This window comes from Salinicoccus siamensis, assembly GCF_055391965.1.
In genome coordinates this window covers 487654-501543 of record NZ_AP043765.1, presented here as the reverse complement: position 1 = coordinate 501543, position 13890 = coordinate 487654, and the positions used below count along the sequence as shown (strand labels likewise).

At 35.7% G+C, this 13890-nt stretch carries 11 protein-coding genes; 2 read left to right on the top strand and 9 right to left on the bottom strand.

Annotation, left to right across the window (positions count from 1 at the left end):
* The first annotated feature begins 1 nt into the window (after position 1).
* Entirely contained in the window at positions 2–775 is a 774-nt protein-coding gene (istB, locus tag ACZ5LF_RS02525) for an IS21-like element helper ATPase IstB (protein ID WP_380709892.1), read from the top strand.
* Here istB and ACZ5LF_RS02520 read toward each other — a convergent pair.
* From ACZ5LF_RS02520 to ACZ5LF_RS02495, 6 genes are all read right to left on the bottom strand, one after another.
* On the bottom strand, positions 746–1093 hold the full coding sequence (locus ACZ5LF_RS02520; RefSeq protein WP_380709932.1) for a PAS domain S-box protein: 348 nt from the start codon (positions 1091–1093) through the stop codon (positions 746–748). The genes istB and ACZ5LF_RS02520 overlap by 30 nt on opposite strands.
* 153 nt (positions 1094–1246) lie before the next feature.
* On the bottom strand, positions 1247–1789 hold the full coding sequence (locus ACZ5LF_RS02515; RefSeq protein ID WP_271401847.1) for a hypothetical protein: 543 nt from the start codon (positions 1787–1789) through the stop codon (positions 1247–1249).
* Positions 1790–1800: 11 nt separating this feature from the next.
* Positions 1801–2103, bottom strand: coding sequence for a hypothetical protein (locus ACZ5LF_RS02510; RefSeq protein ID WP_380569250.1), 303 nt, complete (start codon positions 2101–2103; stop codon positions 1801–1803).
* Between the two features lie 1356 nt (positions 2104–3459).
* A complete protein-coding gene (locus ACZ5LF_RS02505) occupies positions 3460–3987 on the bottom strand; it encodes a hypothetical protein (RefSeq protein WP_380569251.1) in 528 nt (175 codons plus the stop codon).
* 10 nt (positions 3988–3997) lie between these two features.
* Positions 3998–4510 carry a hypothetical protein gene (locus tag ACZ5LF_RS02500; RefSeq protein ID WP_380569252.1) on the bottom strand — a complete coding sequence of 171 codons (513 nt, stop codon included), beginning with the start codon at positions 4508–4510 and terminating at the stop codon, positions 3998–4000.
* Positions 4507–4926: a DUF6941 family protein gene (locus tag ACZ5LF_RS02495; RefSeq protein ID WP_380569253.1), complete on the bottom strand. Its 420-nt coding sequence runs from the start codon at positions 4924–4926 to the stop codon at positions 4507–4509. The genes ACZ5LF_RS02500 and ACZ5LF_RS02495 overlap by 4 nt, the downstream gene beginning before the upstream one ends.
* A 422-nt stretch (positions 4927–5348) precedes the next feature.
* Here ACZ5LF_RS02495 and ACZ5LF_RS02490 point away from each other — a divergent pair, with 422 nt between their 5' ends.
* Positions 5349–5624 (top strand): ATP-binding protein, encoded by a 276-nt coding sequence (locus tag ACZ5LF_RS02490; protein WP_380569254.1) that lies wholly within the window; start codon positions 5349–5351, stop codon positions 5622–5624.
* A 41-nt stretch (positions 5625–5665) separates the two neighbouring features.
* Here the strand turns inward: ACZ5LF_RS02490 and brxL are convergent, their stop codons facing one another.
* The 3 genes from brxL to pglX all read right to left on the bottom strand — a co-directional run bounded on the left by brxL (position 5666) and on the right by pglX (position 13890).
* A complete protein-coding gene (gene brxL / locus ACZ5LF_RS02485) occupies positions 5666–7720 on the bottom strand; it encodes a protease Lon-related BREX system protein BrxL (protein ID WP_380569255.1) in 2055 nt (684 codons plus the stop codon).
* Between the two features lie 17 nt (positions 7721–7737).
* Positions 7738–10290, bottom strand: a complete 2553-nt coding sequence (gene pglZ / locus ACZ5LF_RS02480) for a BREX-1 system phosphatase PglZ type A (protein WP_380569256.1) — start codon at positions 10288–10290, stop codon at positions 7738–7740.
* 78 nt (positions 10291–10368) lie between these two features.
* The gene (gene pglX / locus ACZ5LF_RS02475) at positions 10369–13890 is read right to left on the bottom strand and encodes a BREX-1 system adenine-specific DNA-methyltransferase PglX (protein WP_380569257.1); all 3522 of its coding nucleotides are present in this window, start codon (positions 13888–13890) and stop codon (positions 10369–10371) included.

Sequence of the window (13890 nt, the reverse complement as noted above, 5' to 3'; positions counted from 1 at the left end):
AATGACGAACACTTATGATGACTTACAACAGAAATGTCGCACCCTCCGGTTGGCAGAAACCGCAAAAGAGCTGCCGAATATGCTTCGGATGGCAGAGTCACAGAATTGGACGTACTATGAATTGATGGATCAGATCCTCGGGTATGAACTGGACTGTCGGGAAGAAAAGAACCGGATTAAATTGATGAAATGGGCAGAGTTTCCGCAACACTTAACATTAGAGCAATTTAAACTGTCTGAACAATCAGCGATTGGGGACAAGCAACTGAATGTATTAAAGGAGCTATCCTGGATTGAAGACCATTTTACATTAATTATGATGGGACCGCCTGGCGTAGGTAAGACCCATCTTTCCACCGGTCTCGGTATTCACGCTGTCAATGAAGGCTACCAGGTAACGTTTATACCGATGGATCATCTGGTCTATATCCTTAAAACACGAGAATATCTCAGTAAGTCAAAAACCAGATATAAACGTATGGAATCTTCAGATTTAATTATTATCGATGACATCATGTATATGGCTTATGAACCGCAGGATGCCCAACTGTTTTTTCAGTTTATCTATGATATGTATGACAAAACAGCGTTCATCTTAACATCGAATAAGGGGCCTAACGAATGGGGAAAATTTTTGGGAGACACGACACTGACCACGGCGATCTTAGATCGCCTCCTTCATCGAAGTGAAATCATTACCTTCGATGAGAATCAAGACAGTATCAGAATGAAATACAGAAGAGCGTTATTTGAAGAAAAAAGTGTTGAGTCTTAATTTGGATGAACTGTTGAATCTTATTTGGGATAAAGTGTTGAGTTCTACTTGACGGTTACAACCGTTTATATGTTGGAACATATTCACACGCTTCTTCTGCCTGATCGCCTCTAGAGTGATCGATTCCGGATAGACGCCCGAATCGACAAATTCCTGGACACTCCGTCCAATGATATCCTCTTTGCTTATACCTTCTATCTCCTCGCACGCCCTATTGTAGAAACGCGTCACTCCCTTGTCATCGGTGATGTGGATACCATCATAGGAAGAATCGATCAGAGACTGGAACTCTTCATATGTAAAAAGTTTTTCTGTCATCTTTGTTCACCTCTCAACCTGAATATTGTTATATTCCACTTAAATATATCATTTTTATCCTTAGAGTATGTGGAACAACAGAAATATAAAGTCATAAAAAGGACGCTGGGAGGACTTAAAAATCTTCCCGGCGTCCTTCTTCAATTGCCTCATTCATATCATTTCATTCTCATCGACACTGCATATATAGGAAATCACTGTATCCTTCATCGGAAGATCCACCTTGCCGTTCAATGCATCGACTGCGATGATGCCGTACTGGTGGTCCCGGTCTTTCGTATAGCCGACCCAATAGGGGACATACACCAGCCATTGGTCCAGAATCGCCACCTCGATCTTCTCTCGCCGTTTTTCCTTGGCAAAAAGTTCCCAATAGAGGATATCCTTTGCACTGTCCTTACCGATAGACTTCTGCACGGGGAAATGCTCCCCATCAGCAACATCAATGTCATAGTCGATCGGCAGGATGGCATTCATGCGGCTCAAGGGTTCAATCGCAATCCGTCCCTCCATGCCATCCGGCACCGCATGTGTAGTGGCGCTGTAGTTGAAGCACCAGAACGGGAGGTATACCTGCTCGATTGCCGTCAGCTTTGCAGCCCGCCTGATCTTCTTCCACCAGTTCGAGTAGAGGTGGCCATTCATCTTCATCGTCGCTTCCCTTTTTTCGATCATCGGCTTCAAATAATTGATCATGATTTTACCTCCTACATATTCTGCAGATAAAGGAGGAAGGCGATGACTATGAAGAAGTAGATGACCAGATAGATGGGCCATCTCGTCGTCTCCTTCTCCTCCTCGACTACATCAACAGATTCTGCCGTTTCGGCACGCGTGACAATGCCCTCCTGGATTTTACCGAGGGTCAGCCCCTGAATCTTCTCGGCAGCGGGCGCCGGAGTCACCATGCTGACCAGATACCCTACGCCAATGGCAACGACTGCACCCACCATGTTGTTCCACAGCCAGGAGATCTCTCCGAATACGGTGACCGCCCAAACTGAAATCATGCCGCCCATAGGTTCCCTAAGATAAATAAGAAAAAATAATGTCCAAATCAAATGTAATTTTAAGTTTCAAAAGGCATCTCTCCCTTATCATGATTAAAGGGATATAATCAAAAGTGAGAAAAAGTATGTCAATGAGTATGCCATTCTGACACTTATTCTGCAAAATTATTATAAGTATTTGTTGCACAACAATCCCAAAACGTAAGAACCATTCTGGCTCTTACGTTTTGGATTTTACCTACTAAATTTAGCATAGAGTCATCGAACCGCTGGCCTCTTCACTGCCAGTCACGATTACCAAGTTTGATTACTACCGATAGGTACCCACAAAAGTGATATGATACCGTTTTCTGAATTGTAAATAGGATATAATTATTGAACTTCAGAATAACCTCCTACACTGGTAAATAACCCCGTACTTGCTAATCCGCTAATGCTCAACTTTTGAAAACTTTTCTTCTTCGTTACATTTTCTGTGACATTAAAAATGTAACCGTGGTAATAGGATTTCATAAAAGAGACTAAACCCAAAAGGTTTCAATAAAAACTCTCCATCTTAATTTACAGTAATATCCTACAAATGAAATATATAGTAATCAAGTGTTATTTCAAAAAATAATTGAAGTTATTTCATTACTTTCAGATAAGTACACTTATAGCAGCAATTTTGTTCACAGTAATACTTCAGCAAACATGGAGATCAACCTCTACTTTAAAGAAGTGACTAACCAATCTACAAGTGATAAGGATTTAACAAAACTTTTAAACCTATTTTTGTTAATTTTAACAAAAATAAGCGAAATTATAGTAACCGTATTTCCAGATGAGGTTGAACATATATTCCATAGAAAAAAAGAAACACTCATTTATCTAGTTAATCAAAAAATTGTACAAGAGATTAATTCATAATATATTATGTCGAAGATATCATGAAACTTAATCATGATATCTTCTTTATTTTCCTGGCCAATGCAGCTGATCATCTGAGTACTTCCATTCATGCCTTTCACCTTAATTGGCACGTAACTATAATTCAATCCATTGTGATTATCATTCATTGCCCTTTCAAGAGCAAATAAGTGGTCCTGCATCTGCTGTTCATCCAGCGCACAGGTTTTTCTATTCTTTTAGCTTCTTCCCAAACATCCCAAACTCCCTTGAGCATTTCTATATGTTCCGGCAGCATCAATGAGGTCCATTTGATGGTTCCTCGATCACTTGGCTTGCTTATCTAAACCCTCCTAAATTCGAACGTTTGTTCTTATTGTATATAGGATGATGGATATTTTCAATATAAGATTCCGTTAGTTTGCAAATGAAAAAACCTCTTTCAGATCGCAAGAGGTTTTGAATTCTTTATTCAAATTTTGGTATATCATTCGGTAAACCTACCCTCATAAAAAAGCGAGCATAAGCTTGAGAAAGATGCTCTTTATAAGGGGATTGTAGGCGCAATCTACCCTGTTGTTCCTCAGCTTTTTGTTTCATAAAACTATAAGGAAGTGTAAAAACATTTCTAAAATCAATTATCGCTTTCTCAGATTCATAGTTTTCAAGAATGCATTCGTTAATCATATGAAACTTAGGTTGATTACCTCTTCTAATACTTTCTAGTGCATTATTATCTCTTAAATGACTGAATTGCCTTTGCATTTCTGATAATGATACCACTGGCGAAACGTGAATCCAAGGGGTTTTGGTATTCGCTAAGTCACATGACTGTGTTAAGATTATTACCTTCTCGTGCTCTATAGTCCCTATATCTTTACTTTTACCTTGTATTAACTCAATTGTTGGTTCGAGAACACTAACCTCTTTAATTATATCCCCTTGTTCCATTGTATTATTATCTTCCATTACTACTTCAAACCAATTATTAGACATATGAAAACACCTACAACTCATCAAGATCAGACAAAAATTCAAAATCTTCTTTGTCTGGCTCGATTAAAACGTTTTCTTTTTTATTGAGTTTCGAAATTCTTATACTTCCTACATTTGTCGATGCATATATGTCATCTTTATCAGCAAACTCCAATGCCTTTACTCCATATTGGAAATCTTCATCAACTTGAGGGTGATTTTCACTATTAGTTGTCACTGTCAGTGCCTCCTGAAGGCTTTCTTGAAAAGCGTAGTTTACGTTATGGTATTCGCTAACTCCACTTTTTATTACAGAAACAATAACCTGGTTAAATTCCCCACTTTTATTTAAACACTTGAGATCTGTACCTAAATCTTCATATAATCTAAGCATAGATTGTTTAGGAACGCGAAAAGCATGAGATACAGCCTCGGCTTGTCCCACAAAAACATTAGGTATCTTTAGTTCAGAACTATTAAGAAAATTCTCTATTGAAATAAAATTTCCTACTCTCTCTTTATGGACCTGTAGTAACGCACTCATACCGATTCACCTGCCAATACATGTATTGGGAACTCACCTAACAAGTCACCATCCACAAAAACTTCCGTAATATATACACCTTCTGATTTCATAACTACATTTCTGAAGTCCATGCTCCCCATCATGCCCCTAAGTTCTGATGGCAATGAAAGAGGTCCAGTAGGTACATCCTCTAGAGGGACATAACCAGTATCAATTAAAGGAGTTTCTTTCTGGTCTTCTCCATAGAATTTAATTCGAAGGGTGTGTTTACCTTGAGTTACATCCAATCCAATAATACCTATTACCACGGAGAACGAAAACATCCCCGGCACAAAGGCTGGCCTAAATACATTTAAAGGGTTTACGATGTTAAGCTTATTATCTCTTGTATTTGAAATTTCCTCTGCATAAACAAAAGTAGTAATTTTCGGCATAGGCTTATCCCCCCTAGCAATTTAATATAAGACCCATTAAATTAATTGGAAAAGTAAATATAGTTTTCCACTTTTCATCCTATTTCACACCTTTATTATATCATATTTATTATTTTCAGATTTAACGTAAAAATTCAGCTTATATTAACAGTCTACCTATAGCTCCATGGATTATGAATAAAATTAACTTTAGTATCTTAACTCCTAAAATTTCTTTGCGATATACCTTCAAAAAAGCTCGCCTGAATTATCATATTTACCTGCATCTACATCCTGTAACTTAGTAAGTAAGAATTCTTTTGTGCCGTCTTCAATGTTGTGGATTTCTGATTGTGTGACTTCGCGGAAAGGATAATGAGTTAAGTATTCCATGATAATATAACGATCATTTTTACCTTTTTTAATTCCCCAATGACATGCGTATGACGGCAATGGCGGAAACTTTTAATGAGCAATTAAACAACCCTGAATATTATAAGGAACTATCATTTGAAGATCGTTTTGGATTACTCGTTGATATGGAGTGGGCACGCAGACAAAATAGTAAGCTTGATCGTTTGATAAAGTCACCTGAACTAAGGGATACTCAAGCATGTATTGAAAATATTCGTTATTACCAGGACCGGAAGTTAGACAAGGCTCAAATCTTACGTTTGGCAACTGAAGCTATGTTGAAGAACATCACAACATCATTCTGATCGGAGCATCCATTAATGGAAAAATTCATACCAATTATCGATCATCCAACTCCCAAAGCCTTAAAAACAGCATCAATAGGATCTGAATAAAACATAGGAGTTACTTTTATCAGTAAATCAGAAGGAACCGTTTGCAAGTCAGCAACAGAAGCAGCAGGAATTAAGACGCGTTTGGCTCCAGAGTCCACACATACTTGAAGAACGTTGGCAAGATTCTCTACTTTGCTGATTGTTCCACCGACAGTCATATTTCCTAATACAACTAAACTCTCCTGTACAGGTTTCTCCATTGCCCCTGAACATAGTCCAATTAGTTCCGCAATTGCTAATTGATTAGTCAAACCTATTCCTTGCAAATCAGTGGCATGCATTAAATAATCTTTGGTCTTTATACTAATCGTGCCACTAATACTTTTACTATTTGAAGTGAAGTAACGGAAAGCTGTATCTAGGCTCTCTTTTACATCTCTATTCGATCCAACGCCAGACTTTTCAAACTTGCCCGATCCTGATACGACTTGGTTTTCAAGCTTGAATACACCAATCATATCAGATTCGCCATAACCCACAGTATAAACATGCCCTGGTTTTCCGAGACCTTCAGGTATTAACTTACCTCCACCTTGTTCTGGCACAGATACATATTCTTCTTCCAAGGTATCTTTTTGTATATAAGAGAACATGACATCATAAAATTCCATGCCACCGATCTTTTTAAGCTGTTCTTTAACTCTACGGCGACCTTCAAGAGCATATTGTAAAATCTCTTCAATATCTTTTTTCGTGTACTCATCATTTGGATATAATAGCTTAACTAAGCCTGATACCGTTTTTCTTACCCCAATTACATCACGTTGATTTAGATTATTTCCTAACTTAAAGAATCGATCGAATGAATCCCCAAAAGATCTCTTTCGCATTTCCCTAAAATATTCTGCCATGTAGTCTACAATGAACCCATATTTGTCAGTAAAGAAGTCAGGTCTCATCTTAGGGATTTCCCACCCCGGCAGATAGTAGTGCATTCGATCAAAGAAAGCAGAGTCATTAGCCATTTCTTCAGGAAAAGGAGCAAAGAGATGGGAGGTTTTAATTAAAGAATCCACACTTTGATTAATATTCCCAACGAAAACCATGGAGGCTGAGGCTGTCTTTTCTTCTTTTCCTCTGGAGAAAGATCCAGAGGCCATAAAGTCCTTCATGATCTGAATACCATCTTTATCTTTAAACTTAATACCTGCCACTTCATCAAAAGCTACGGTATCCCACATCCCCACTAAGCCAACCTGTCGAGAAGACATGTTATAAAATAAATTAGCGACTGTCGTTTGCCCGCCTGAAACCAGGACAGAGTTAGGAGAAATTTCTTTATAAACATGGGACTTACCTGTTCCCCTTGGGCCTAATTCACACATGTTATAGTTGTTTTCAACCAATGGTACGAGTCGAAGCAACAAATGCCACTTTACTCGGTCATCAATTTGGGTCGGCTCCATACCAGTAGAACGAATCAATACATCAATCCATTCTTCTTTGGTAAACTGTTTACGCCCTTCAAATATTTCATTTACATCCATGTTAGGCATCTGAATTGGCTTCAAATTACTGATGCTGAACGGGTTCATATCACGCTGTTCTTCATCGTAATAATAGTCCATCTTCAACATGCACCAAATTCCGCCCGCAAGGAGCTTATCGTACTCTTTGATATAGTTTGAAGAGATAGGTACACCCTTTAACCCAAGATTCGAAAATTCAGCCTCATAATAGTCTTTTTTCGAGTTCAGCTTTACTGTAATTTTATCAATAATTGAATACTGACCGACTTCTCGTATTCTTGACTTTATCTTTTCAGCTTCATCAGGGCGAACAAAGTTTTCAGATAGGATCTTCTTAACACGCTTAACTCCTTCATCAATACTTTCTTCATCATCAGTAGCCGCATACATGCCAAGAAGATATTCCAGCACATAAACAGGAACATTGGCTCCCTCTTTAATCAGCTTAGTTAAATCCTTCCTGACCACTCTTCCTCCAAAAACGTCATTCAGTTTTCTATCTAACGATATTGCATCTGACAACCCTTGATTCTCCATTGCTTCACTCCCCTCCCTTAAAAGTCGAATTCATTGCTGATGCCTAAGCTAATAGTAAATGGAATGCGTTCTAAAACTACTCCTGTATTCATGTCTTTCACAATTAAATAATATGTTTTGTTTTTATCATAATCCTGCGTTTTAAGGACAAATCGCAATTTAAACATACGTTCTTCTGGTTTATCTGTCATTTTATCTGCAATGACAACTTCTTCATTAGATATTTTTTGCTCTTGTTCATCGACCATAAAAATATTAGCAGTTCTTGGAGTCATCTTCCCTTCCACTTTTTCTGTCTGGAAGAAATTAAGCTGAAAGATGCTATTTGTCAGCTTTCGTGCAGTGTTCGTTAGTTTGATGTCCACTTGTTGCGTTTCTCTACTACGAGCTTGACCTTTTCTTGCATTTTTAAACGTGATGAGAGGAACAACTACTTCTTGCAAACTGGCTCCTCCATGAACAAAATTAACCCCTTGTCCTTTCATCTTGAAACGGATTGTCGACTTCGGAACATAGCATTCTTGTTGATTCGCTATGATTCCTTTAAGAGGGATTCGTAACAATTCATCTACAGTTTCTTGATCATCAGATAAAATATAGCGACTTTTCATTTCATTAATTGTAAAATCAACCTTCTCAATTTTATCGCTTTCTTCAAGCGGATTTCTTTGATAGATGAAACCATGATCTGCAGTAATATAAATGTTCGTACCGCTCAGCTCATCACTAATGATTTTTACAATCTTGTATATTTCCTCAATTGCTTTATCTACAGCATTAAATGTATTTCTTTCGGTTGAAGCATGATCTCCAGTAGCATCAATAGAGTTATGGTAAATATAATTAACTTTCTTTCCTTTAAAGTATTGTCTCCTATCATTCTTGCTCATGGTATCTAATTCTTTAAAACTTATGGCAGTGCTTTCTTTAACTGCATCCTGTAAAATTTTTTTACGTTCTGTGGTTCCTTGTGATGCTTTACCATCAACAATTACATTTTGGTTTGAATCAAACTTTAATGTACGATGTGGTAAAAGAGATGCCATCCCTAACTTTGTCACAGAAGGAAGAACGCTTAGCATGGATTCTATTTGACTACTACCCATGGTTTCTGCATTTAGGTACTCTGCAACTTCAACCCCAATATCATATCGAAGTGCATCAGAAATAATGACGAATACTCGATCGCCATTACGTACTTTTGAAGAAACGAAATTTTGGTAGAAATCTTGCTGTTTTACTACGCCATCTATTGCCCATTCACCTTTTATTTCTTCCTGAATAGAACTTGACCAATTAGTATTTAATTCACTCATAAACCAATTCGTGTATACATACTCAATCAGTCTTTGTAGTTCATTTAAGCGATCATCTTGTTCAGCTTGGTCAAAAGCATTATAAAAACGTCTATATAAAGTATCCATTATGTAATAATGGTCTATGTAACTCTTGTGCATGTCTTTCATCGATTGTTTAGGGATACCCATTGGATATTCTTTTTTGAAAGCATACATATCTACTGCATTATATAGAGCTTCATAAAAATATTGATATTCTGGATAAAAATGCTTTGCCCTTCGCAAACGAATAAGACTCTTGTATTCTTCATAATCTTCGTGTTGTGACTTCAAACCGTTATATATATACTGGATAATCGCTTGATCAAAATAAGGGAAAACATCATCTTTTTTAAATTCGTCTATGTTCATTTGTTGGACTATATCACGTAAATTTATATCCTTCTCAATTTGCCTAACTAATGCATCATAGCTTGCAGAGTTATCTTTGTGGTGCATCCACCGATCAATGAAAACAAGTGAGTTTGTTCGATTACTGTGAGCTATATAATCTTTCACATTAAGGAGATGCTCTTCTTTAACCGAATGACTAAGTGTAGTAACCGTTAAGTGTGTCATTAGTTTCTTTAATGATGGATTAGATTGTTCAAAACCATAATATTTACTTACATACTTCCAAAATGCCATCACATCAAGGAACTTTTCCATCTCAATGATAAATTTATTTTCTTCTTCATCCATAGTATCCATCAAAACAGCTTTCAACACATCTTCAAAATTAGGTGTTTTCACATTACACAGTACACTCATAAGGGCGATCTCAAATGTTTCTTCTGTGAATTGGGTTATACCAAAGGCTTTTAATTTTCGTACTCGCTCTTTACTACCAAAGAATTTTTTATACTTCTTTACAATGGCTCTTAGGGAATGGTCTATCCCTATATCACGCATAATGATTGATACCTTATCTGCATAAAATGACTGCGAATAGAGGTATGTATCAATAAGCCAGTTATCTTCCGTTAAGAGTTCCTCTGTTGTATATATTAAATAGTTAGTGCTTGCATCTTCCTCTTCCAACAGGTATTTCGTTTGAAAGCTATTTTTCTCTGTCAGTCTATGGACTGTAACATCAGGAATTTCCATTTCTTCTATTACATCTAAAAATTCTTGATCTTTATCTAACCAAAAGATAATCCTTCTTTTTTGGTGATCGCTTAGAGGATTAGAATATGTTTGCTTTAGTGTTTGAACAATCTCATTCAATTCCATGAAATACCACCTCTTTATTTACCACTACTTACAAAGAATATACCAGATAATACTGGTATATTCTTTCATTATACAGATCTATTTTTTTGCCAATAGTTCTTTAAACTTCTCATAATTAACTTCTACACCATCATCTAAATCAATTTCAATTTGCTGATCTGCCATATGGTGGAGAACTTCATCATAGTCTTTCAGTTCTTCTATCTTTTTTTCTAATGACTTTAGATCTTTTTTGGCTTGGTTAATTTCCTTGGAAGTAGAATCCCCATCAATGATATTCATTAAGGAGTCTTTCTCCGCATCCATACGTGTTTGAAGTTCATGCAAATAATCAGTGCGGATTCTACCTAATGTTGTAGAATCATAACGGTGCATGTAAATTAAGCAATTAAATGCTTTTTGTTTTCCTGACGTAAATAACCAATAAATAGGTCGTTTCTTATAAGTTTGGAGGTGATCCTTAAAGAAATCATTTATGAAGTAACGACGTATTGTTTCTTTTGCAGTTTCATTTTTCTTTTTACCTAATGTTTCAGCAATATAATCAAGATTTTCTGCTAATGATTCTTTACCAAAGGTAACTTTGACAAAATCTATAAAGCGTGAAACTATATCATCTTCAAAATAGGTACCAGGTAATATTGGTATAATATTGTCACTGTCAGCTTTGTATTTCTGATACTTAGTTTTATCAAACTGACCACCCGCATAAATGAGTCCTTCTTGGTCAAGAGAGTATCGACCAAAGATACAACCAATAGCATAAGATATATAAGACTTAATGGCTTGCTCATCTTCTATCATTCGTAAAGTTATATCTTTATTACTGACTAAAGGGGATAACTCTTCCTGCAAACCAAAAATATTAATAAAGGCTTTATTGATTTCTTGTTCGTTAACTTTTAACCTTTCAATTGCTTTCGAAGATAGATTTTTACAATTTTCAACTGCTTGTTTTAAAGAGTCGTTTTTAAAACCCAATAATGGGCTTCCTTGGAAGTCCCAAGAAGTTTCAAAAGAATCCCATTCATTTTTGGAAATATCTATATTTTCCTTGGCTAAGTCTGTAATATTATCCTTTGTTTTTTGGTCTACATCAATATTAATTGGCAAATTGGCTACATTTCCTACCTGAAAATTCATTGTGGGGTTTTGTGCTTTTAGGAATTCAAAAGTCACATTGGAACAAAGGTACGCTGTAATGTAATAAATATCATCTTCATTTGGAAATATTGATGAACCTGCTACATCAAAAATAAACCCTTTAGGGAAAAACCTTGAACCAAAATTAGTCGAACTTATAAATGACCAGGTAACACCACTCTTAAAATATGATTTATTACCAGGAAGATAATAGGATTGTCCCTTTTTCTCTCTATATTCACTTATTTCCCTTCCATTATTATAAAAATTAACTACATACTCATTGTTACCATACCATTTTCTGTATTTACCACCCTTATTGTATGGAAACCATACTTTTTGGCTTTTTTGAGCTTGTTCATGAGATTCATTTCCAAAACCTACATCTTTGATGTCAACTTCATGCCACAATCTCAAAAACTTATCATTATTGCATGTAAATAACCCTACTCTTGGTTCTGCAACTTTTTTCAATGAATCAAGTTCTAAAAAGATATTACGGGAGAGTTTGCTTGTCCAATATGCAATTGGATATCCAACAATTTTCTGAAACTCTGAGCTAATTACAGAATATCTGTAATCTATATCTGGATTTCTAACAGCTTCTAATGATTTTACGGGTTGATTTTCAATTCCAGTGAAATTTGATAAGCTAATATATTCTCCTTTTACGCTCGCATTATAGTTTCTCAAAGTAAAGGTAGCTACAGGAACGGCGGCCTCTGGAAAAGCATTATATTCTAATTGTATTAAGGATGAAATGTTTTTCTCTTTTACAACAATACTTCTTAATTGTTCGTATGTAGAAATAAACATCCATACAAAAGGAGTAATAAAACCTAATTGTCCATTAGATTTTACTTTTGAAAAACACATTTCCATAAACGCCGAAAAAGTGTCCGATTTAGAATTTGGATAAACTTCCTTTACAAAATCGGAGAGTTCCTTATTCATATATCTTCTACCCATATAGGGAGGATTTGTTACCAATATGTCATAAGAATCAATTAATACACTTCCCTGTTTAATTATTTTTGGTAATATATTTAGAACCTTTTTACGTGATTCTTCTTCAAATATATCCTTGGCAGGATTATTTTGAATATATTCCAATCTATCTTTTATAAACTTTTCTGTCACCGTACTATTATTAATAAGCGATCCATAGGTTTTAGCGTTCTTATATTGATCAATAAATGCTTTAACCTTATTGAAATTTCCTCCTGAATTTTCATCTGCAATATATGCCACATCTTCATCATTCAACTCATTTGTTTCCTCTAATGAAGCAAAGTTCATCTCTAATCCATGCCGTTTAATGCTTCTTAAAAATCGTTTGTTGTATTTCATAGCCTTCATTACAATTGCAAAGCAGGCTAATTGGTAAGCACGTTCGTCAATGTCCAAGCCATATAAATTGTTTTCAATAATTAACCTTGGAATATCACGTTCTAAGTATCCACTTCTGCTATAGATTTCATATAATTCATCAAACATGTAAACAAGAATATGTCCACTGCCCATTGCAGGATCAAAGCACTTAATCTCCTCTACTTTTAACTCATTGTTTAGATACAGTGCTATTTCCTCTTCAAAATTCTCATCTTGATTAGGATTTTCAAGATAAAACTCCCAATTTTTGATTAACTCTCTATCTTCTGGATGATTTTCAACCCAATAACGTCCTAATGAATTTTGAACCATATAGCGAACAATCCAGTCAGGGGTAAACAATTGTGTCGCAAAGGGTATTTCCTCTGTTTTGTACTTTTTCTTTGCTTTAATAACTCGATCTTTCTCATCGGCTATATAATACTGATAGAGCCACCCTATAACTTCAACATTTGACCAATCTTCTTCTGGTATTATATCTATATCCGTCATTTGTCTTAGAAATGAGTCTTTTGACAATAAGCCCTCTGGAAATAAGATTTCCGTAAAGTCATCAATTTTTTCAAACATAAACGGCAGGTAATCATATAAATCATTGCATTGCTTAATAATTAAGTATTGAAATAGCTTATCATTTTCGTTTTTTACTTTTCTCTCATACACCCACTCTTTATCAATATCAAAGTCTAACGACATCGCTTCTTTGATAATATCAGGAATTGGGTCTCCTGGATTCGATGATGATAACACTCTTACATTAGATGGTAAATATTCATTTACTTCCATGAATCTTAGTGCTGTAAAACGGTTAAACCAAGTATAGGCTACTTCCTCCATTACTTGATTAAAACCCTTTTGTTCTATCCGCTTTATTAAATTTTGTCTCTGAGTTTTTTCTTCACTTGAAAGCTGTCTGCCATCAATAAAGATTGCATCCGAGCTTTCAATATCTGCTTGTTTTATTTTTTCTTCTGTAATACCTATTTTCATCGCTTTTGCTTTTACTTTATTCAAAAGCTCTCTTCGAGCATTCGTAGCAAAGGAGCGTAATGCAGATTTATTCAT

Bases quoted from the DNA above. Each gene is read 5' to 3' on its own strand.
- ACZ5LF_RS02495 (WP_380569253.1), bottom strand. From the start codon at position 4,926: ATGCCGAAAATTACTACTTTTGTTTATGCAGAGGAAATTTCAAATACA.
- ACZ5LF_RS02520 (WP_380709932.1), bottom strand. From the start codon at position 1,093: ATGACAGAAAAACTTTTTACATATGAAGAGTTCCAGTCTCTGATCGAT.
- brxL (WP_380569255.1), bottom strand. From the start codon at position 7,720: ATGGAGAATCAAGGGTTGTCAGATGCAATATCGTTAGATAGAAAACTG.
- pglX (WP_380569257.1), bottom strand. From the start codon at position 13,890: ATGAATAAATCTGCATTACGCTCCTTTGCTACGAATGCTCGAAGAGAG.
- ACZ5LF_RS02490 (WP_380569254.1), top strand. From the start codon at position 5,349: ATGACGGCAATGGCGGAAACTTTTAATGAGCAATTAAACAACCCTGAA.
- pglZ (WP_380569256.1), bottom strand. From the start codon at position 10,290: ATGGAATTGAATGAGATTGTTCAAACACTAAAGCAAACATATTCTAAT.
- ACZ5LF_RS02505 (WP_380569251.1), bottom strand. From the start codon at position 3,987: ATGTCTAATAATTGGTTTGAAGTAGTAATGGAAGATAATAATACAATG.
- ACZ5LF_RS02510 (WP_380569250.1), bottom strand. From the start codon at position 2,103: ATGATTTCAGTTTGGGCGGTCACCGTATTCGGAGAGATCTCCTGGCTG.
- ACZ5LF_RS02515 (WP_271401847.1), bottom strand. From the start codon at position 1,789: ATGATCAATTATTTGAAGCCGATGATCGAAAAAAGGGAAGCGACGATG.
- istB (WP_380709892.1), top strand. From the start codon at position 2: ATGACGAACACTTATGATGACTTACAACAGAAATGTCGCACCCTCCGG.
- ACZ5LF_RS02500 (WP_380569252.1), bottom strand. From the start codon at position 4,510: ATGAGTGCGTTACTACAGGTCCATAAAGAGAGAGTAGGAAATTTTATT.